The organism is Pseudoalteromonas sp. JB197 (assembly GCF_002332205.1).
Lineage (GTDB): Bacteria > Pseudomonadota > Gammaproteobacteria > Enterobacterales > Alteromonadaceae > Pseudoalteromonas > Pseudoalteromonas nigrifaciens.
This window is the reverse complement of the sequence record NZ_NRGZ01000001.1, coordinates 2,792,739-2,813,967: the sequence shown is the minus strand read 5'-3', so window position 1 is coordinate 2,813,967 and position 21,229 is coordinate 2,792,739. Positions and strand designations below refer to the sequence as shown.

Sequence of the window (21,229 nt, the reverse complement as noted above, 5' to 3'; positions counted from 1 at the left end):
TAAGTACTTTCGAAAAAGTAATTTATATAGCAAGTATATGCCATAATCTTTGCCTTATTATTGCACCGTACTTTTTACGCTATAATTGGCCGCTAATTTAATGTAATGGGTATAGCTATTGTATCTTTAAGTGTTTTGGGTATATTAGGCGAAAATTCACCAACCTTTAGGATCACCATGAGTAAAATCGACCATTCGCTTTTCTCGGCGAATAAGCACGCCCTAGAAAAAGAATATGAGATATGCCCACAATGTGGTTCAGAGTTAGTGATCCGCAATAGTAAATCAGGCCCATTTTTAGGTTGTGCCAGCTACCCCAAGTGCGATTTTATTCGCCCGTTGGCGCATCACGATAGCAGTGAAATAAAAGTGCTAGAAGATTCCGCATGTCCACAATGTAGTAAGCAGCTGGTGGTAAAAAATGGCCGCTACGGTATGTTTATTGGTTGTACAGGGTATCCAGAGTGTCATTACATTGCCAATGAAAACGAGGCAAAGCAAAATGAAGAGCCATTACCTAGTTGCCCTAAATGTAAAAAAGGCCGTTTAGTTTCACGTAGTAATAAATTTGGTAAAATATTTTATTCATGCGATTGCTACCCAAGCTGTAAATATACGCTGAATAATAAACCGGTTGAGCAATCGTGCCCAGAATGTAACTGGCCACTGCTGATTGAGAGAAAAATGGCTAATAGTACTGTGTTACAATGCCCGCAAAAAAGTTGTATGCATAAACTTGCAGCCACTGAATAACGTTTAAAACTCCTGGAGACGATTTTGTCAGATCAATCTACTATAGCTGCTGCTATAACATGTTTAGCGCAAGGCGAAGTGATTTTATACCCTACAGAAGCTGTATATGGCTTAGGTTGCGATCCAGATAATCAACAAGCAGTTGAGCGACTACTGGCTATTAAACAGCGCCCGGTCGAAAAAGGCCTTATTTTAATTGCCGATAACTACGGGCAGTTATTAAAATATGTAGATGATGCCAAAATCCCAATGGATAAACGTGCCGACATTTTTTCAAGTTGGCCAAATGCGATTACTTGGGTTATGCCCGCAGCTAAAAACACCCCAAAGTGGTTAACTGGGCAGTATGACACTATTGCAGTTAGGGTGACTAACCATCCAACCGTAAAGCGCTTATGCCAAGAGTTTGGTAAGCCACTGGTATCAACTAGCGCTAATTTAAGCGGTCAAAATACAGTATTAAGCATTGCCGAGGCTAAAAGCCAGTTTACTGAGCAGGTAGGTTATTATGTTGATGAGCCACTCGGTGGTAATACGCAACCAAGTACAATTAAAGATGCCATGATTGGCAAAGTATTTAGAGGTTAATATGCAAAGTAAATTATTAGAGCAAGTAAAAGCCTACTTTATGGCTTTGCAAGACACTATTAGCCAAGGCCTTGAAGCAGCCGATGGTAAAGCTAAGTTTATAGAAGATAACTGGCAGCGTAGCGAAGGCGGCGGCGGACGTACACGCGTTATCACTAATGGTAATATTATTGAGCAAGGCGGTGTTAACTACTCGCATGTATTTGGTGCCTCTATGCCCGCATCTGCAACCGCACACAGACCCGAACTTGCAGGGCGAAGCTTTCATGCTTGCGGTGTGTCATTGGTTATTCATCCAAAAAATCCACATATACCAACCAGTCATGCCAATGTGCGTTTTTTTATTGCCGAAAAAGAAGGCGAACAACCAATATGGTGGTTTGGTGGTGGCTTTGACTTAACCCCTTTTTATCCTGTACTTGATGATGTAGTACATTGGCATCAAGTAGCACATGACTTATGTGCACCATTTGGCGATGAGTTGTATCCAAAGTACAAAACCTGGTGCGATGAATATTTTTATTTAAAGCATCGCGATGAAACACGCGGTGTAGGTGGGTTATTTTTTGACGACCTAAATGAACTGGGTTTTGAGCAAAGCTTTGCCTTTACGCAAGCAGTAGGTAATGGCTTTTTAGAGGCTTACTTACCTATTATAGAGCGTCGTAAAAAAGATGAATACACAGCGCAGCAACGCGACTTCCAGCTTTATCGTCGTGGCCGCTACGTAGAGTTTAATTTAGTCTGGGATAGAGGCACTCTGTTTGGTTTGCAAACGGGTGGTCGCACCGAATCTATATTAATGTCTATGCCACCGTTAGCGCGTTGGGAGTATAACTACACTCCCAACGTAGAGAGTGCTGAGGCTAAGTTATACGACGAGTTTTTAAAGCCACAAGACTGGTTATCATTACGCTAATTGCCAATTATTTCAACACTAAACAGTAAGATCTAAATTTTTACTGTTTAGTTTGTTAATTTAAAGCTCCTTACTTGTTCATCTAAAGTGCGAGCCAATGTTAATAGCTCTTCACTTACTTTTTGGTTATCGTTAGCGTCTATTAAAGACTGCTCAGCATTATCGCTAATACCGACAACACTTCTATTTATTTCCTCAGCGGCTAAACTTTGTTGTTCAGTTGCTTGTGCTATTTGCACGTTAAGCTGATTTATCTCATTCATCTGCATTGAAATATCTTTTAAAGCAACAGCTACGTTTTTTACTTGTTGCGCTCTTTCATCGGCCTCTTTACACGACTCACCCATTGTTTTTACTGTTTGCGCGGCTTCGGATTGAAGCTTATCAATAGTACGTCGAATTTCATCCGTGGATGCGTGAGTACGGGTGGCTAAAGTGCGCACCTCATCTGCAACTACTGCAAAGCCTCTACCAGCCTCACCGGCTCGAGCAGCTTCAATAGCAGCATTCAATGCAAGTAAATTTGTTTGTTCGGCAATACTGCTGATCACCTCAAGTACTTTACCTACTTCAAGTGTTTGCGCTTGTAGTTGACTGACTTGATTTGCAGCTTGGCGCACATCATGTGCCAACTGATTGATGCTCTGCTCTGTATGTTTGGCTATATGCATACTCTTTTTAGCAAGTTCGTTACTGTTTTCTGATTTTTCAGAAGCAAATAAGGTCGTGTTTTTTACTTCGTTAGATGAGCTTTCTAGTTCGTTAATGGCAGCAGCAACCGAGTCGGTATTTCTTTTTTGCTCTAAAATAGCGCGCTCTGTGGTATCAGCGGAGGTATAAATAGTTTCAGCAGAGTGAATTAACACTTTTGAAGAATGAGAAACTTGAGCAATATTTTCTTTAAACGTCTCTATCATCTGGTTGAAGCTTTTTGCCAGCCATCCGAGTTCGTCTTCGGCATTATCGTCTACACGTAAGCTTAAATCTTTATTCGTTGTTGCCAAGTGCATGGTATGGCCTAGCTTTTTAAGCCGAACAATAAAAAGCTTTCTAAACATTATACCAAGTAACACAAAGGCAATAATAAAAATGGTTGATAATAATAGCGTATTTATTAAAGTATTTTTTGTAACGGCGGTATCAATATCAGCTAAAGAATAGCTAATTTTAACTACACCAAGTACGTCGCCTTCTTGTGCTTGATGACAAGCTAAGCAGTTGGTGCCTTTATAATCGCTGCTTGCAAACATGGGGCGTAAATAGGTCATTATCCGTGTATTACTTTGCTGATGAACTTGTAATAGTTCTTCGCCTTGTAGTGCCAAGCGTTCCTGCTCATTACTGGGGGCTTGGTTTTTATTTCCGGGGCCATATAGTTTAGTCACTATTGGGCTGCGGATAATGTGCGCATCTTTTATATTAGGGTGTTTTTGGAGTTTATCGCTGAGAATTCCTCTATTAGCCATAGTGCCAGTTAGCATCATGGTGTTAACCGAGTCAAAGTAGTTATCAGCTAGAATTTTTATATTGTCTTGTACTGTATCTTGAGCAAGCGAGTGTTGCTGCTTAGCACTACTAAAAATGCTCGCAACCAATACGAGCAAACCAGTTATAGCAAGTAATGCATAAATTTTATGTTGAATGGATTTCACACGCAGGCACTTTTTTTAAACAATGGATGCTTATTATGCGTGTTTAAAAAAAGTGAATTTTGACTTAGCGCAAACAATAGTAATAAAAAGTGGCACTCTTATTTCTTTAATGCTGGTTAATCATATGGCTCGCTAGCTGTCCAAACGATTGCTTAAGGCCTTCTCGTAGTAATGGATTATCTACTTCAAGGTCTAATGTTTTATTCATACAGTACATCCATTGGTCGCGCAAGTCTTGATCAATGGTAAAAGGCATATGGCGTTTACGCAGCATAGGATGGCCATGTTTTGCTACAAATAGGTCTGGGCCGCCTAACCAGCCAGATAAAAATTCAAAAAACACTTGGCGAATTCTATCTAATGGCAGAGGATGCATATCATATAATGGTTTAGCGTATTCATCTGTAGCCATAATATCGTAGAATCTATTTGCAATAGCAAGTGCGCCTGCTTCTCCACCTAGTATTTCATAAGGTGTTTTTTCAGGTGTGGGTGTTTGCTCTATTGTGGCGGGCTTAGATTTTGAAAAAAGTCGTTTAATCATATTATTTATCATCGTTAATAGGCAGTATTACTACTGCAAAGAGGTTGCTTTAAAATGGACAAATATGCGGTTTTTGGAAATCCAATAAAACATTCAAAATCCCCCGCGATACATAAACAATTTGCTATCTCTTTAGGTGAGCAAATCGACTATCGCGCAATCTTAGCACCTATCGATAACTTTGAAAAAACAGTATCGAATTTTTTTGCTCAAGGCGGTAAGGGAGCTAATGTAACTATGCCCTTTAAAGAGCAGGCTTTTGCAATGGCAGATGAGCTCACACCATTAGCTAAAATTGTCGGTGCAGTAAATACCTTAAAAAAGCAAGCAGACGGCACGTTACTAGGCGATAACACCGACGGCATCGGCTTTGTAAGCGATCTGCTGGCTAATAATGTCAGTATTACCGGTAAACGTATTTTAATAATAGGCGCAGGCGGGGCTGCAAGGGGGGTTGTTTTACCCTTGCTGGATCATCAGCCACAGGAAGTTGTTATTGTTAATCGTACCGCCGAAAAAGCACAAAATTTAGCAAAGTTGTTTGCTCAACATGGGAATGTATCGGGTTATGGTTTTAACAATCTACCAGAAAACGATTATGCGCTTATCATAAACTCTACCTCTAGCAGTATGAATGACGAGCTTCCAGCACTTGATCAAAAACATATTACTAACTGTGAAGTAGCGTATGACATGTTTTATTCACTGCAAAATACCATTTTTATGAATTGGGTAGCGCAGTATAATAGTAAGACTAAATTGTTGGATGGCAGCGGCATGCTAGTTGGTCAGGCTGCCCAGGCATATTATGTATGGCGTAATAAAATGCCTGCAATACTACCTGTCGTTAATGCACTAAAACAGGGAGCACTTACATGAACCAAGCAATACAATTTATAGATAGGTTAGAATTTAGAGAGCCAGCGCACCAATTAGTCTTTTTTGCACAAGTAAATGGCATGCTGGTGGAATGTGTTGTTGCGGTAAGTAGTTTAGGTTTGACCGATGAAAGTCATGCAACAAGTTATTTTGAAAAAAATCGTTTTGATTACGAAGAGCGCGCCGAGCAACTTATCGAAGATGAAAGTTACAACTCGGCAGGCCAAATAGAAGTCAGCTTAATTAGCTAAGTGCTTATATAACGTCGTCACTTAAGTACTCATTTTTAAGCAGTACATAGTTATCCGCAGATACTTTTAAAAATGTAAGCTCTTGCTCGGTAAGCGCTCGAGCTTGCTTAACTGGACTGCCTACATATAAGTAACCAGACTCCAAACGCTTATTTGGTGGCACCAATGAACCCCCGCCAATAATCACATTATCTTCAACAATGGCATTGTCCATAATAATTGCGCCCATTCCCACCAATATACGATTACCTAACTGACAACCATGTAACATAACTTTGTGCCCAACCGTTACATCATCACCAATTATAAGCGGATAACCTTCGGGGTTACTTTTGGTTGCTCGCGATAAATGCAGCACGCTACCATCTTGTATATTAGTACGCTCACCAATGCGTATATAGTTTACATCACCACGGGCAGCAACTAACGGCCACACGCTGCTATCATCACCCAAAGTAATATCGCCAACCAATACCGATGATTCATCTATATAAACAGACGCATTAAATGAAGGGATAACACCTTTATAAGAACGGATTGTCATATCTGCACCTTTAACTAACAGTTATATTAAATTATGAGTGTAACAGCAGAGCTTATTTAAGTGCCACAAAAGCAGTAATTGTTTATAAAACTATCAGTTTTAGGCGCTTTAGCTCAGTTACTGAGCGAACGTCGTTTTTTTTTAGTTTTTCAGTAAAAAATGCTTGATCTGTTTTCGGATCTCCCTATAATGCGACCCCACTGAGACGGGAAACGTCAACGCCTAGCGAGACGCGAACTACTCAGAGAGTTAAATAAAACTTCGGTTTTAAATCTTCCAAAAAGAAAGTTTAAAACAAAGTGTTGACTCGAAAAATAAAGGATGTATTATACGCATCCCTTGAGACGCTAAAGCGACTCAAAACGTTCTTTAACAATATAAAGCAATCATCTGTGTGGGCACTCGTACAGATTGAGTTCTAACAGCCAAGCTTAGTTCGCTAAGTAAGGCAAACAAATTAGAGTCTCAATTGAAAACTGAGTGACCAACAGAAGTAACTTATTTATAAGTTGCTTCGGCACAGTCAATTCAATATCGAAAGATATTAAAAAATTCAGAATTCATTGAGCTGTCGAAAGACATAAAACTTTTTAATTGAAGAGTTTGATCATGGCTCAGATTGAACGCTGGCGGCAGGCCTAACACATGCAAGTCGAGCGGTAACAGAAAGTAGCTTGCTACTTTGCTGACGAGCGGCGGACGGGTGAGTAATGCTTGGGAACATGCCTTGAGGTGGGGGACAACAGTTGGAAACGACTGCTAATACCGCATAATGTCTACGGACCAAAGGGGGCTTCGGCTCTCGCCTTTAGATTGGCCCAAGTGGGATTAGCTAGTTGGTGAGGTAATGGCTCACCAAGGCGACGATCCCTAGCTGGTTTGAGAGGATGATCAGCCACACTGGGACTGAGACACGGCCCAGACTCCTACGGGAGGCAGCAGTGGGGAATATTGCACAATGGGCGCAAGCCTGATGCAGCCATGCCGCGTGTGTGAAGAAGGCCTTCGGGTTGTAAAGCACTTTCAGTCAGGAGGAAAGGTTAGTAGTTAATACCTGCTAGCTGTGACGTTACTGACAGAAGAAGCACCGGCTAACTCCGTGCCAGCAGCCGCGGTAATACGGAGGGTGCGAGCGTTAATCGGAATTACTGGGCGTAAAGCGTACGCAGGCGGTTTGTTAAGCGAGATGTGAAAGCCCCGGGCTCAACCTGGGAACTGCATTTCGAACTGGCAAACTAGAGTGTGATAGAGGGTGGTAGAATTTCAGGTGTAGCGGTGAAATGCGTAGAGATCTGAAGGAATACCGATGGCGAAGGCAGCCACCTGGGTCAACACTGACGCTCATGTACGAAAGCGTGGGGAGCAAACGGGATTAGATACCCCGGTAGTCCACGCCGTAAACGATGTCTACTAGAAGCTCGGAGCCTCGGTTCTGTTTTTCAAAGCTAACGCATTAAGTAGACCGCCTGGGGAGTACGGCCGCAAGGTTAAAACTCAAATGAATTGACGGGGGCCCGCACAAGCGGTGGAGCATGTGGTTTAATTCGATGCAACGCGAAGAACCTTACCTACACTTGACATACAGAGAACTTACCAGAGATGGTTTGGTGCCTTCGGGAACTCTGATACAGGTGCTGCATGGCTGTCGTCAGCTCGTGTTGTGAGATGTTGGGTTAAGTCCCGCAACGAGCGCAACCCCTATCCTTAGTTGCTAGCAGGTAATGCTGAGAACTCTAAGGAGACTGCCGGTGATAAACCGGAGGAAGGTGGGGACGACGTCAAGTCATCATGGCCCTTACGTGTAGGGCTACACACGTGCTACAATGGCGCATACAGAGTGCTGCGAACTCGCGAGAGTAAGCGAATCACTTAAAGTGCGTCGTAGTCCGGATTGGAGTCTGCAACTCGACTCCATGAAGTCGGAATCGCTAGTAATCGCGTATCAGAATGACGCGGTGAATACGTTCCCGGGCCTTGTACACACCGCCCGTCACACCATGGGAGTGGGTTGCTCCAGAAGTAGATAGTCTAACCCTCGGGAGGACGTTTACCACGGAGTGATTCATGACTGGGGTGAAGTCGTAACAAGGTAGCCCTAGGGGAACCTGGGGCTGGATCACCTCCTTATACGATTTAGAACTTATTTGTTCGTAGTGTCCACACAGATGATTGTTAATTGTAAAGAGAACAACACTTATTGTTTGGGTCTGTAGCTCAGCTGGTTAGAGCGCACCCCTGATAAGGGTGAGGTCGGTAGTTCAAATCTACTCAGACCCACCACTTTACTCCCATACATCGTTATGGAATATCTCGTTTAGTAAACTAAACGTCGATTTCCCACGCCTTGTCTGGAAGAAAAGTCGGTATACAAACAGTAAGACCAGCATATGTGGGGCTATAGCTCAGCTGGGAGAGCGCCTGCCTTGCACGCAGGAGGTCAGCAGTTCGATCCTGCTTAGCTCCACCACTTTACTTCTTAAAAATAAATATTCTTTATCGGGTCATAAACGACCTGAGAATGAAGTGTGTTTAATTTTGAGAAGTTTTTATTTCTCTTGCTCTTTAAAAATTTGGAAAAGCTGATAATAAAATTCTGATGAATACATTGTTATTTATCAAGAGTTTTCAAAAGTAAAAAAAGAATGGTAGCAGTACCATTCAGTGCCATTTAATTAACTCTTATGAGTTGATTGATTGGTATCTACTTTAGTATTCAATATTGACTTCTGGCGAAGTTAAACTGTCACACAACAAAGACCCGTTTGGGTTGTATGGTTAAGTGACTAAGCGTACACGGTGGATGCCTTGGCAGTTGGAGGCGATGAAGGACGTATTAACTTGCGATAAGCCTAGTCAAGCTAGTAAAAAGCACTTGAGACTAGGATTTCCGAATGGGGAAACCCACCTGCTTGCAGGTATCGTTAACTGAATACATAGGTTAACGAGGCGAACGCGGAGAACTGAAACATCTAAGTACCCGTAGGAAAAGAAATCAACCGAGATTCCGAAAGTAGCGGCGAGCGAAATCGGAACAGCCCTTAAGCTTATTATGTGTTAATGGAAGGCTGCTGGAAAGCGCCACGATACAGGGTGATAGTCCCGTACATGAAAAGACATTTTAAGTGAAATCGAGTAGGTCGGAGCACGTGAAACTTTGACTGAATATAGGTGGACCATCATCTAAGGCTAAATACTCCCAACTGACCGATAGTGAACCAGTACCGTGAGGGAAAGGCGAAAAGAACCCCTGTGAGGGGAGTGAAATAGAACCTGAAACCGTGTACGTACAAGCAGTAGGAGCCCACTTGTTGGGTGACTGCGTACCTTTTGTATAATGGGTCAGCGACTTATATTTTGTAGCGAGGTTAACCGATTAGGGTAGCCGTAGGGAAACCGAGTCTTAACTGGGCGAATAGTTGCAAGGTATAGACCCGAAACCCGGTGATCTAGCCATGAGCAGGTTGAAGGTTGAGTAACATCAACTGGAGGACCGAACCCACTAACGTTGAAAAGTTAGGGGATGACTTGTGGTTAGGAGTGAAAGGCTAATCAAACCGGGAGATAGCTGGTTCTCCCCGAAATCTATTTAGGTAGAGCCTCGGACGAATACTTACGGGGGTAGAGCACTGTTAAGGCTAGGGGGTCATCCCGACTTACCAACCCTTTGCAAACTCCGAATACCGTAAAGTAATATCCGGGAGACACACGGCGGGTGCTAACGTCCGTCGTGAAGAGGGAAACAACCCAGACCGCCAGCTAAGGTCCCAAAGTCATAGTTAAGTGGGAAACGATGTGGAAAGGCCCAGACAGCCAGGAGGTTGGCTTAGAAGCAGCCATCCTTTAAAGAAAGCGTAATAGCTCACTGGTCGAGTCGGTCTGCGCGGAAGATGTAACGGGGCTAAACTATGCACCGAAGCTGCGGATTCATCTTAGGATGAGTGGTAGGGGAGCGTTCTGTAAGCCGTTGAAGGTGACCCGGGAGGGTTGCTGGAGGTATCAGAAGTGCGAATGCTGACATGAGTAACGATAATGGGAGTGAAAAACTCCCACGCCGGAAGACCAAGGGTTCCTATCCCATGTTAATCAGGGTAGGGTAAGTCGACCCCTAAGGCGAGGCCGAAAGGCGTAGTCGATGGGAAACAGATTAATATTTCTGTACTCGATATAATTGCGATGGGGGGACGGAGCAGGCTAAGCAAGCATGGCGTTGGTAGTCCATGTGAAAGTGAGTAGGGCGTTTGTTTAGGTAAATCCGGACGAACATTAAACCTGAGACACGAGACGAGTCACTAAGGTGATGAAGTTGCTGATGCCATACTTCCAGGAAAAGCCTCTAAGCTTCAGATTATATGGAATCGTACCCCAAACCGACACAGGTGGTCAGGTAGAGAATACTAAGGCGCTTGAGAGAACTCGGGTGAAGGAACTAGGCAAAATCGTACCGTAACTTCGGGAGAAGGTACGCTCCTATCTGTGATGAGACTTGCTCTCTAAGCGGACGGGAGCCGCAGTGACCAGGTGGCTGGGACTGTTTATTAAAAACACAGCACTGTGCAAAATCGCAAGATGACGTATACGGTGTGACACCTGCCCGGTGCCGGAAGGTTAATTGATGGGGTTATCCTTAGGGAGAAGCTCTTGATCGAAGCCCCGGTAAACGGCGGCCGTAACTATAACGGTCCTAAGGTAGCGAAATTCCTTGTCGGGTAAGTTCCGACCTGCACGAATGGTGTAACCATGGCCACGCTGTCTCCACCCGAGACTCAGTGAAATTGAAATCGCAGTGAAGATGCTGTGTACCCGCGGCTAGACGGAAAGACCCCGTGAACCTTTACTACAGCTTGGCACTGAACATTGAACCTACATGTGTAGGATAGGTGGGAGACTTTGAAGATGAGACGCTAGTTTTGTTGGAGTCAACCTTGAAATACCACCCTTGTAGTTTTGATGTTCTAACGTTGGCCCCTGAATCGGGGTTACGGACAGTGCCTGGTGGGTAGTTTGACTGGGGCGGTCTCCTCCTAAAGAGTAACGGAGGAGCACGAAGGTTGGCTAAGTACGGTCGGACATCGTACGGTTAGTGTAATGGTAGAAGCCAGCTTAACTGCGAGACAGACACGTCGAGCAGGTACGAAAGTAGGTCATAGTGATCCGGTGGTTCTGAATGGAAGGGCCATCGCTCAACGGATAAAAGGTACTCCGGGGATAACAGGCTGATACCGCCCAAGAGTTCATATCGACGGCGGTGTTTGGCACCTCGATGTCGGCTCATCACATCCTGGGGCTGAAGTCGGTCCCAAGGGTATGGCTGTTCGCCATTTAAAGTGGTACGCGAGCTGGGTTTAGAACGTCGTGAGACAGTTCGGTCCCTATCTGCCGTGGGCGTTTGAGAATTGAGAGGGGTTGCTCCTAGTACGAGAGGACCGGAGTGAACGAACCGCTGGTGTTCGGGTTGTCATGCCAATGGCATTGCCCGGTAGCTACGTTCGGAACTGATAAGCGCTGAAAGCATCTAAGCGCGAAGCAGGCCTCGAGATGATTTCTCACTAGAGCTATAAGCTCTCTGAAGGGCCGTTGGAGACTACAACGTTGATAGGCAAGATGTGGAAGTGCTGTGAGGCATTAAGCTAACTTGTACTAATTACCCGTGAGGCTTAACCATACAACGCCAAACGCGTTTTATGTGACAGTTCAAGCAAGAAGTTAATATTGCTAAAGTAGATATTTACGTAAAGACTTAAAAAATATTATCAGATATTTTCCAAATTCAGTTAATTTGTAGTGATACGAATTAACGCCCTAATTTGCTTGGTAACCATAGCGTTTTGGACCCACCTGACCCCATGCCGAACTCAGTAGTGAAACGAAACAGCGCCGATGATAGTGTAGCATTTGCTATGTGAAAGTAGGACATTGCCAGGCTCCAAATTGTAGAAAGCCCGAATTTAACGATTCGGGCTTTTTTACGCCTGTAGAAAAGTGAAATGTGGGTGAGTAATGTACACAAGTCTCCCGCGTAGGTCGGGCGAGCGTAGCGACACCCGACACTCAAATCATAAAAACATCACCACTAGCCAATGAATGTGTAGCATTTGCTATGTGACTCTCCACTGCTGTGGGCACTACGACATTACCAGGCTCCAAATTGTAGAAAGCCCGACTAGAAATAGTCGGGTTTTTTTACGTCTGCAGAAAAGTGAAATGTGGGTGAAATTGAATAATGTACGCAAATCTCCCACGTAGGTTGGGCGAGCGTAGCGATACCCGACGATAAAGAGCATCAAAAATAGCTCAAGGAGCCTGTAGCCTTTAACAATCGCTGTATTCTCAAGTTAGAAATTCATTTTTAAAATCATTTTGTTGCAACTTCACTGTTGGTTTAATAAGTGACCTGTGTAAAACTACTGAGGTTAATTCAGTAAATCAGGTGACATGAATGTCAAATATTAAAGCTTGGAAACTTCTCAGCCTGTTTTGTTTGTTTGCGGTGCTTATGGGTTGCCAATCTAAAGAAGAGCAACTGCAAAAAACAATTCAAGAATCGATTAAAAAAGCGGAGGTTGAGCTATCACAGCTAGGTACTGCGCTTGATAATGGTAGTTTGCGTAATGCATTATTACTTAAAGAATACGGTGTTCAGCTTAAAAATCAGCAACCAGAACTTTCAAAAGTTGTTGATGTCATTACCCTTGACGCCACTCGTCAAGGTGCACTTTATAGTGGTTTAACACAGCGACTTAAAGATATTAAGGGCACCTACCTTATTCCTCCTTACGAAGATACTTTGCACAGTATTGACTTATTGCGCGAAGCTGCAAAGCCTACGTTATTTTCAGATGCGTTAACCGATCCTATTAATATGCTTGCGGATATGTCTAAAGGTAATTTAGCGCGTATTGGTGCTATTAGTCAGCAAGCTGAAGGCGCTGGAGTTGGTAACCAAATGGTGGGTAATCCTAATTATGGTAACTGGCAATCTAACAGCAATGGTACTAGCTTTTGGCAATGGTACGGTATGTATCGTATTTTAGGGGATGTATTCAATCGTGTTGAATATGGTAGCTGGAGCCGAGGTCGTAAATATAGTTATTACAACGATTACGGCCGCACGCGCTACTCAAGCCCAAAACAAATTAAAGCGCAGAGCACGCTAGAAACACGTACGCGTCAATCATATCAACGCCAAGGTAAGCAGTTTACTAGCCCTTATGCGAGCAAAAAAACGGGGGCGTCAGGCTTAAGCCGAAGTAGCTACACACCACCTAAAAGTCGCAGTAGTTATTCTCGTTCGAGTAGTTATAGCAATAACTCGGGCTCAGTTCGTAACAGCGGTAGTAGAACCTCTCGTGGCGTGAGCCGTGGTAAGTAAAAGAATAAAGTTGGAGTTAGAGTAATATGTATGAATTTAATGGAATAACAATGTGGTCACTACAAGCGCTGGCGATTGATTTTGCAATTATTGTTTTGCTGTTTGTGAGTCTTAAATATATTAAGGGTTGGGTATCTAACCTGCATGCTAATGATGAAATTACTGAGCGTGATAACTTTGCATTTGGTATTAGTTTTGCTGCGGGTTTAGTTGCATTGGCGATTGTGCTTACAGGTGTAAGCAGCGGTGCTTTTGCAGTGTCATTACAGCAAGAAGCTCTGCAAATGTTGGGCTATGGTGCACTGGCTATTTTACTTATTAAGCTTGGGCATTTCTTTCAAGATAAAGTTGCGCTGCGTAAAGTGAGCTTACATAGCGAAATAGTTAAAGGTAACGTGACTGCGGCTGTTATCGACTTTGGCCACGTTGTTAGTGTCGCCATTGTAATTCGCTCGGCATTGTTGTGGGTGGCTACCGACGGTTGGCATGGTTTACCAATTGTGGTTGCTGCTTTTGTTATTGGCAGCCTAGTGCTGTTGTTAGTGAGCCAATATCGCGTACAGCTGTTTAAGCGCACCAATAAAAGTGGTGATTGCTTACAGCAAGCAATTATTGATGGCAACTTAGCCGTGGGTATTCGTTATGCCGGTTTTTTAATTGGCAGCGCATTAGCCATTACCGCAGCAACGGGGATTGCGCCTTATGTAGCCGATAATATTAATGCGAGTTTGTTGTACTGGGCTATAAGTGCAGTAGTGAGTTTACTGGTATTTATTATTTTGCACTTAGTGACAATTAAAATAATTTTATCTGGCTGTGATATTTCAGATGAAGTGAACCGTCAAAAAAATGTGGGTGTAGCCGCTATTTCTGCAGCGTTATCATTTGCGGTAGGTATAACTATGGCAACACTATTAGGCGCATAATCGAGTGTCATCAACTATAAAAAGCCCAAGTAAATTTAGTTTACTTGGGCACGATATTTTACTTATTACCGTTATGGCCGTACTCGCAGGGTGTGGCCTTATTTATGAATACTTACTGTCTCATTATGCGGGGCGGGTACTTGGCTCAGTAGAAAGCGCTATTTATGCGATGATCGGCACTATGATAGTAGCAATGGGCATTGGCGCATTTTTAGCACGTTGGTTTAAAGATGCATTTACCGCCTTTGCTTGGCTAGAAAGTATAATTGCTTTGATTGGTATGGGCTGTATTTTAGCCATTGCCGGCGTTATTGCTGTTAGCTATTCACTGCCGCATATGTTTTCGAGTATTTTTAATTTACCTCCCGACGTAGTACTCAATGGCTATGTATTTCAAAAGCTACAAGAGTGGTCGCGTTTTTTACCCTATGTATTTGGCCTTATACTTGGCTTGTTTATTGGTATGGAAATACCGCTTATTGCGCGTATTCGTCAGCATGTTTATGGCCGTTTTTTAGAAAATAACGCAGGAACAATTTATGGTGCCGACTATATAGGCGCCGGAATTGGCGCGGCTATTTGGGTTAGCATTATGTTGTCTATGCCCATAATGCAAGCAGCCGCGTGGACTGCGCTGTTTAATATAATTGCTGGGCTTGCTTTTTTATGGCGGTATCACACCTATGTACGCTTTGCCAAACTGTTATTAGCGTGTCACCTGTTGTTACTAGTATTATTTGCGTTTATATTGGTATTGGGCAGTAGTTGGATGGATAACTTGAGCAATGTTTTATACAAAGACAAGGTTATTTATTCTCAAGCCACTAAATATCAACATGTGGTACTAACCGAGCGGTTAAGTAAAAATCAGCCGCAGCCAATAACCGATTTATACTTAAATGGGCGCTTACAGTTCTCTAGTGTTGATGAGCAAATATATCATTCAATGTTAGTTTACCCGGCTATGTTGGCGTCAAACCGTCATGAGCGGGTACTGATCATTGGCGGTGGCGATGGGCTGGCACTTAGAGATGTTTTAAAGTGGCCGGTGAGCAAAGTAACCCTGATTGACCTTGATGGGCAATTGCTTAATTTGTTTGGCCATAAAGATGCTGAATTTACTTCGCCTGAAGATATTAGCCAGCGGTTGTTAAGCCTTAATAGCAAATCTATGCATGATCCGCGTGCAGATATTATCGTTGGTGATGCCTTTTTAGAAGTTGAAAAGTTGCTCGATCAGGCAAAGCAATTTGATACTATTTTAATTGATTTACCTGACCCTAATCATCCCGATTTAAATAAAATGTATAGTGACTACTTTTATAATCATGTACGCCAATTACTAGCACCAGATGGCGCAATGGCGGTGCAGTCAACTTCGCCTTATCATGCTAAAAAAGCCTTTTTAAGTATTGCTAAAACGGTTAAAGCGGCTGGATTTGAATATGTAGAGCAGTATCAACAAAACATTCCTTCATTTGGACAGTGGGGCTGGACTATAGCTACCAAAATGGGGCAATCGGCTAGTGGGCGAATCAACGATATAACCGCAATGCCGATACCATCAAGGTGGATCAGTAAAGAATATTTACTGGCTAGTTTTATTTTTCCGAATAATTATTTCGAACATATTAAAGATATTGAAGTCAATAGGTTAGGCTCTGGCCAACTGTACGATTATTACCGTACAGCATGGCAAATAGAAAGCGAGTTGTATAAAAACTAATAAAACATGATTGACATAATATGTCAATCATGAGAATCTTAACTCAGACATAATATGTCAAACGACAAAAGGCAGAGACATGGAATTAAATGAACTTTCAATAAAATTAGCTTCTTTTGAAACAGAAGGCGCTAACTTTGAGTCTTTCTTGATTGCTAATCCAGGTGAGCAAGATGTATTACAAGTCATTGTTGATGAAAATGATGAGCTTCCAATTTTTGTTACGCAAACACAAGAGCAGTTATTATGCATTAGCTACTTGTTTGACGAAGATGAAGTTAAGCCGGAATTACGTAACGAGTTAAACGAAACATTACTACGTTTAAACGTGCCAATTCCATTAAGTGCATTTGCTAAAATCGATAATAAATACGCGATTTTTGGCGCACTGTCGGTAAATTCATCATTAGATGACATTACCCACGAACTAGTGACATTAGCCGATAATGCTATTGATGCACTAGAAGCCGTGACCATGTATTTAAACGATTAGTAGCGATTTAGTGGAGTTAAGATTATGAGTATTTTAAAAAAATTATTTACAGCAGTACGTGGCGGCGCGCGTGAAGCAGGCGAAGCAATTGTAGATAAAAACGGTATCCGTATTTTTGAGCAAGAAATTGCAGATGCACAAAATGCTTTGCACCGTGCTAAAAAAAGCCTAACAGAAGTTATGGCGAAAGAAATGCAAACTAAGCGTAAAATTAGCGCTGTAGATGCATCTATTGCTGAGCATGAAGCTTATGCTGGGCAAGCGCTGGAAAAAGGCAACGAAGCTTTAGCATTAGAAATTGCAGAAAAAATTGGCGAGTTTGAAGCTGAAAAAGCAGAGAACGAACAAGTATTATCTGGTTTTAGCAATCATATTGTAGCGCTTAAACAGCAAGTTAAAGAAGCTGAAAAGTCGATTAAAGAAAACCAACGCCAGCTAACTATGGTTAAAACCACAGAAAGCGTGCAACAAGCTACTATGGCTGTAAACAGCACATTAAACACTAACAGCTCGTCTATGACATCGGCTCGCCAATCACTTGAGCGTATTAAGCAACGCCAGCAAGACCGTCAAGATCAGTTAGGTGCAGCTAAAGAGCTTGAAGCCGATGTAAACGGCGACGATTTAAAAGCGAAAATGGCAGAAGCCGGAATTGGCGACAGCAGTCCAAAAAGTGCTGATATTTTAGCGCGTATTAAAGCCAAGCAAAATAGCTAATAATTACGTTCATATTTAAAAAGGTAACCAGGCTTTAGCTTAGTTACCTTTTTTGCTTAGAAGGCAGCCTTCCTATGTTTAATTTTTTCAAATCTAAAAAAGAGCCAGAGCGTCAGCTTAATCATGCCAGTGAGCTTAAAAAAGGTGACATGTTTACTGTCATTGATTCATTTGCTTATCCAGCGTGGTTAAAAGGGCAAACTCTTCGCGTTATTGATATACAAACTTACCAGTATCAACACAGTAGTGACACTGAGTTTGTGTTGGAAAGTGACAGCGGCCAAGTGGTATTTTTACAAATAGAGCAAGAAGATGGTGAGCAATGGGCTAACTTTTCTATAAAAGTACAACGTGATGAAGTAGAAGATATATTTGGCCTTGATCAGTTTGCGCGTATTTTTGATGAAGAGTCTTTAACGCATATCACAGTGCAAAATATACCAGAGCGTTTTACGCAGTTTTTAGCTAACAGCTATCAGCAAAGCGAATCGCCATTTGTGTGTTATTTTCATAATAAAGACTATCGCAATCAAGCTCTTCCACGTTATGAGCAAGAAGGTGGTGAGCTATGTGAAATGATTTGTTTAGAGTCTGATGATAAAGGCTTTGGTTTAAATATTGAGATTTGGGATGGTGGCGAAACCGAAGTATCGCTTACCTTAACGCGGCCAATTACCGACATTGTTGACTTGTTTCCAGGAGACGCTAAGTGAGTGATGCTAAAGAAAAGTGGTTACGCCAAGAGCAGGCAGTGCGTGCCACGCAAATGGCATTTGATCTAAGTAGCGAAGTACAAAAGTCGATAAAAAAGCAAGCGATTGATCAAGAGCTAACACCTTCAGATATGATCCGCAAAATACTCGGTTTGGATGTAAAGTCTAAAAAAACCCGACAGCGTCTATCGTTTAATTTAAACGACGATGAAATAGCACAGCTTGCAAGCCGTTTTGATGTGCAAAGTGATGATAAGCGCGTAGTAAAGCAACGCGTTGCAGAACTTTTGATTGCTCATACAAAAAAAATTAAGTAGTTTTATGTTATAGACGCTATGCCCTTAAACTAAAACGATAAAATAACGAGTTGCCGTGAATATAATTTTAATTGCTTACTTACTAATTTTTGCATTATTTGGTACTGCGGCAAGCTACTTTGTGCGTTTTATTTATGCGTATTGGGTGCTTAACAAAATGCCAATGCACTATATTATTAAAGCGGGGATTTGTTTAGTAATGGTGGTAATTATTTCAGCGTTAATCCCATATTTAGGATAACGCTGAAATTAAATTGTTTGCAGCATTATTTTATTTCAAAAGGTTGGCATTGCTGATTAATGCACAGTGATTGTACTTCAAGCACTGATGGGCAGTCAGTTAAGCCTTGTGCCTTATTTAGCGTGTTTTCTTGTGCTGTTATTTGCTGTGCAATCTGCTCAGCTTGTTCTTGTTGGGTATTAAGTGTTGAGTACACCGTATACTTACTTGGCCCACCGCACGCACGCGCACCTACTTCAAGCACTTTACATTGAAAGCTAGCTGTACAGCTATTGTTACTAACAATATCGTTAAGTTGACTATTAAGACTCGCTAAACTCGTTCCGTGATCATTGCTTGACGATGTTGTGCTAGCACAGCCGCTCAGTAATAAAATACTAGTAGCAATACTTACAATTGATAGTTTAATTGCTGATGGCAAACAACTCATAACCTTATCCTTAAAATACACTTACTGCTGAGCCTTCAAGTTTAACACATTTATTTTCTACACACTGCGTGCTTGGCGCAGTTAAATGTTGGCAAATACTGACCATTTGATTTTGGGCATTATAGTTACTTTCAAAAGTAGTGATTTTTTTACTTAATGCAGTGACTTGCTCAGTTGTTACTGTTGTCGTTGAATACACTATATAACTACTTGGGCCGCCACATGCTCGGCTACCTACAGCTTCTACTTGGCACTGCGTACTGCTATCACATTGTTTATTAGCAATGAGCGTATTTAATTCATTTTTAGCTGTTTTAATGTCATCAAGAGTAACTGTTTTCATGGCAGTATTTGATAGTTTTTCGGCTGGGGCATGTAATTCTGCTTTGTTACTTTTTTGCAGTTGTTGTAGTTTTTGCTGCGATGGCGTTGTTGCTTCGCTGGCAGTTGTTTTTTCTGTTTCTGCTACGGGGTTATCTAAACAAGCGGTTAAACACAATGGTAAAAATATAGCTAGCAATGGTGTACGCATAACAAATCCTGATAGTGGTGAATTATTCACCACTATCATACACTGTGCATTTGTTACGGCAATAAAAACTCTATTATCAAGCAATTAAAGCCGTTATTAATTACTGTGAATATTTACAGCCCGCCTTGGGTTAACTTGCTGGGGTTAAGTAGCTTTTCGAGCTCGCTGCGCGATAAATCAGTTTCTTGCTCGGCAACATCAATAATTGGGCGAGCTTCTTTATATGCTTGTTTCGCTATTTTGGCTGCTTTTTCATAACCGATCACCGGATTTAGCGCGGTTACTAAAATAGGATTTTTAGCCAGTGCCTTATCAATATTTAGCTGATTTACTGTAAAGCTAGCAATGGCTTTATCTCCCAGTGCTTGGGCGCTATTAGCGAGTAACTCTATACTTTGTAAAATATTATAAGCAATTACCGGCAGCATTACATTTAGCTCAAAATTACCTGCTTGGCCGGCAACGGTAATTGTAGCGTCGTTACCAATTACTTGGGCGCTCACCATAGCTGCCGCTTCGGGGATGACTGGGTTTACTTTGCCGGGCATAATAGATGATCCGGGTTGCAGTGCTTCAAGCTCTATTTCACCTAAACCAGCTAATGGACCAGAGTTCATCCAGCGCAAGTCGTTGGCTATTTTCATTTGCGCTACAGCAAGTACTTTTAATTGCCCTGAAAGCGCGACAATGGCATCTTGCGAACCAATATTGTAAAAAAAGTTACTGCTAGGCGTAAATCTAATACCTACGTTGGCACTGAGATTTTTAGCAAATAGCGGTGCAAATTGTGGATCGGCATTAATACCTGTTCCTACAGCGGTACCACCTTGCGCTAGTTCGCAAACACGCTCTAGGCTATGCCTTATACCAGCCGCGGCATGGTTAATTTGCGTTTGCCAGGCACTTAGAGTTTGCCCAAAAGTAACCGGCATAGCATCCATTAAATGAGTGCGGCCGGTTTTTACTATAGCGCCAACCTCGGCTTTTTTGTGTTCTAAATGCTGTGATAGTTTTTCTAGTGAAGGGAGTAATTCGTACACCACATTTATTGCGCTGCTCAGGGCAATGGCAGTAGGGATCACATCGTTAGAGCTTTGCCCCATGTTTACATCATCATTAGGATGAATGCTTTCATCGCCTAGCCGGCTTGCTAAAGTGGCAATCACTTCATTGGCATTCATATTTGAGCTAGTACCCGAGCCAGTTTGAAATATATCGACCGGGAAATGCTCATAATGGCTACCATCAATAATTTCTTGGCATGCTTGCTCTATTGCTTTAGCTTTAGTTTGGCTTAGGTGCCCAAGCTCAAAGTTGCTCTGCGCTGCCGCTTGTTTAATGTAAGCAAGGGCGGTTATAAACTGCTTAGGCATAGCTAAACCACTGATGGCAAAATTATTCACAGCGCGCTGAGTTTGCGCTTGATATAGTGCATTAGCAGGGACTTGTAACTCGCCCATGCTATCTGATTCTGTTCTAAACTGAGTCATAATATTCTTCCTTAAAAGGATTAAACCAGCGGCTGAGAATGCTCATTACGCACTCGCTTGGTAATTATTTATTGTAAGTAAACCTTGTACTCTATCTGTAGGCTGGTGTGGTAAATTGCAAGGGTTATTTGATAATAGTTATCAT

The 21,229-nt window shown here is 42.3% G+C and carries 19 protein-coding genes, 2 tRNA genes and 3 rRNA genes; 18 read left to right on the top strand and 6 right to left on the bottom strand.

Annotated elements, in window-relative coordinates:
* The first annotated feature begins 177 nt into the window (after nt 1–177).
* Genes CIK86_RS13330 through hemF form a run of 3 tightly spaced genes read left to right on the top strand, consistent with a single transcriptional unit; the run spans nt 178 to nt 2,260 of the window.
* Complete coding sequence (locus tag CIK86_RS13330) at nt 178–753, top strand: topoisomerase DNA-binding C4 zinc finger domain-containing protein (RefSeq protein WP_011326759.1); 576 nt, start codon at nt 178–180, stop codon at nt 751–753.
* A gap of 24 nt (nt 754–777) precedes the next feature.
* On the top strand, nt 778–1,341 hold the full coding sequence (locus CIK86_RS13325; RefSeq protein WP_086996424.1) for an L-threonylcarbamoyladenylate synthase: 564 nt from the start codon (nt 778–780) through the stop codon (nt 1,339–1,341).
* Between the two features lies 1 nt (nt 1,342).
* Nucleotides 1,343–2,260, top strand: coding sequence for an oxygen-dependent coproporphyrinogen oxidase (gene hemF / locus CIK86_RS13320; protein ID WP_086996421.1), 918 nt, complete (start codon nt 1,343–1,345; stop codon nt 2,258–2,260).
* Nucleotides 2,261–2,307: 47 nt separating this feature from the next.
* Here the strand turns inward: hemF and CIK86_RS13315 are convergent, their stop codons facing one another.
* Both CIK86_RS13315 and CIK86_RS13310 read right to left on the bottom strand, forming a co-directional pair.
* On the bottom strand, nt 2,308–3,912 hold the full coding sequence (locus tag CIK86_RS13315) for a HAMP domain-containing methyl-accepting chemotaxis protein (RefSeq protein ID WP_086996418.1): 1,605 nt from the start codon (nt 3,910–3,912) through the stop codon (nt 2,308–2,310).
* A 106-nt stretch (nt 3,913–4,018) separates the two neighbouring features.
* Nucleotides 4,019–4,456 carry a group II truncated hemoglobin gene (locus tag CIK86_RS13310; RefSeq protein ID WP_011326762.1) on the bottom strand — a complete coding sequence of 146 codons (438 nt, stop codon included), beginning with the start codon at nt 4,454–4,456 and terminating at the stop codon, nt 4,019–4,021.
* A gap of 54 nt (nt 4,457–4,510) precedes the next feature.
* Between CIK86_RS13310 and aroE the strand changes: the two genes are divergently transcribed.
* Together aroE and CIK86_RS13300 are read left to right on the top strand one after the other, a co-directional pair.
* Entirely contained in the window at nt 4,511–5,335 is an 825-nt protein-coding gene (aroE, locus tag CIK86_RS13305) for a shikimate dehydrogenase (RefSeq protein WP_011326763.1), read from the top strand.
* On the top strand, nt 5,332–5,586 hold the full coding sequence (locus CIK86_RS13300; RefSeq protein ID WP_086996415.1) for a DUF1488 domain-containing protein: 255 nt from the start codon (nt 5,332–5,334) through the stop codon (nt 5,584–5,586). Before aroE ends, CIK86_RS13300 begins: the two co-directional genes overlap by 4 nt.
* A gap of 4 nt (nt 5,587–5,590) precedes the next feature.
* On the opposite strand, the gene CIK86_RS13295 is transcribed toward CIK86_RS13300, so the two are convergent.
* Entirely contained in the window at nt 5,591–6,130 is a 540-nt protein-coding gene (locus tag CIK86_RS13295) for a gamma carbonic anhydrase family protein (RefSeq protein ID WP_011326765.1), read from the bottom strand.
* A gap of 591 nt (nt 6,131–6,721) precedes the next feature.
* Between CIK86_RS13295 and CIK86_RS13290 the strand changes: the two genes are divergently transcribed.
* From CIK86_RS13290 to CIK86_RS13230, 13 genes are all read left to right on the top strand, one after another.
* Nucleotides 6,722–8,257, top strand: a 16S ribosomal RNA gene (locus tag CIK86_RS13290).
* Nucleotides 8,258–8,333: 76 nt separating this feature from the next.
* Nucleotides 8,334–8,410, top strand: a tRNA-Ile gene (locus CIK86_RS13285).
* Nucleotides 8,411–8,521: 111 nt separating this feature from the next.
* Nucleotides 8,522–8,597 (top strand) — tRNA-Ala (locus CIK86_RS13280).
* Nucleotides 8,598–8,903: 306 nt separating this feature from the next.
* Nucleotides 8,904–11,792: ribosomal RNA gene (locus CIK86_RS13275) — 23S ribosomal RNA — on the top strand.
* A gap of 145 nt (nt 11,793–11,937) precedes the next feature.
* Nucleotides 11,938–12,052, top strand: a 5S ribosomal RNA gene (gene rrf, locus CIK86_RS13270).
* Together the 16S, 23S and 5S rRNA genes with 2 tRNA genes alongside form the textbook arrangement of a ribosomal RNA operon.
* Before the next feature lie 514 nt (nt 12,053–12,566).
* Nucleotides 12,567–13,499, top strand: coding sequence for a hypothetical protein (locus CIK86_RS13265; RefSeq protein ID WP_011326766.1), 933 nt, complete (start codon nt 12,567–12,569; stop codon nt 13,497–13,499).
* A gap of 26 nt (nt 13,500–13,525) precedes the next feature.
* Nucleotides 13,526–14,425, top strand: coding sequence for a DUF350 domain-containing protein (locus CIK86_RS13260; RefSeq protein WP_011326767.1), 900 nt, complete (start codon nt 13,526–13,528; stop codon nt 14,423–14,425).
* Between the two features lie 4 nt (nt 14,426–14,429).
* Entirely contained in the window at nt 14,430–16,151 is a 1,722-nt protein-coding gene (locus CIK86_RS13255; protein ID WP_086997533.1) for a polyamine aminopropyltransferase, read from the top strand.
* Nucleotides 16,152–16,230: 79 nt separating this feature from the next.
* The gene (locus CIK86_RS13250) at nt 16,231–16,644 is read left to right on the top strand and encodes a YjfI family protein (protein ID WP_011326769.1); all 414 of its coding nucleotides are present in this window, start codon (nt 16,231–16,233) and stop codon (nt 16,642–16,644) included.
* A 24-nt stretch (nt 16,645–16,668) separates the two neighbouring features.
* Nucleotides 16,669–17,361, top strand: a complete 693-nt coding sequence (locus CIK86_RS13245; RefSeq protein WP_011326770.1) for a PspA/IM30 family protein — start codon at nt 16,669–16,671, stop codon at nt 17,359–17,361.
* 74 nt (nt 17,362–17,435) lie between these two features.
* Complete coding sequence (locus tag CIK86_RS13240) at nt 17,436–18,074, top strand: DUF4178 domain-containing protein (protein ID WP_011326771.1); 639 nt, start codon at nt 17,436–17,438, stop codon at nt 18,072–18,074.
* Nucleotides 18,071–18,391, top strand: coding sequence for a hypothetical protein (locus CIK86_RS13235; protein WP_041454305.1), 321 nt, complete (start codon nt 18,071–18,073; stop codon nt 18,389–18,391). Before CIK86_RS13240 ends, CIK86_RS13235 begins: the two co-directional genes overlap by 4 nt.
* Before the next feature lie 55 nt (nt 18,392–18,446).
* The gene (locus CIK86_RS13230; RefSeq protein WP_011326773.1) at nt 18,447–18,632 is read left to right on the top strand and encodes a hypothetical protein; all 186 of its coding nucleotides are present in this window, start codon (nt 18,447–18,449) and stop codon (nt 18,630–18,632) included.
* 25 nt (nt 18,633–18,657) lie between these two features.
* Here CIK86_RS13230 and CIK86_RS13225 read toward each other — a convergent pair whose 3' ends face one another.
* From CIK86_RS13225 to CIK86_RS13215, 3 genes are all read right to left on the bottom strand, one after another.
* Complete coding sequence (locus tag CIK86_RS13225; protein WP_011326774.1) at nt 18,658–19,062, bottom strand: hypothetical protein; 405 nt, start codon at nt 19,060–19,062, stop codon at nt 18,658–18,660.
* A 10-nt stretch (nt 19,063–19,072) separates the two neighbouring features.
* Nucleotides 19,073–19,594, bottom strand: coding sequence for a hypothetical protein (locus CIK86_RS13220; RefSeq protein WP_176359695.1), 522 nt, complete (start codon nt 19,592–19,594; stop codon nt 19,073–19,075).
* A gap of 113 nt (nt 19,595–19,707) precedes the next feature.
* On the bottom strand, nt 19,708–21,084 hold the full coding sequence (locus CIK86_RS13215; protein ID WP_086997525.1) for a class II fumarate hydratase: 1,377 nt from the start codon (nt 21,082–21,084) through the stop codon (nt 19,708–19,710).
* Nucleotides 21,085–21,229: the final 145 nt, after the last annotated feature.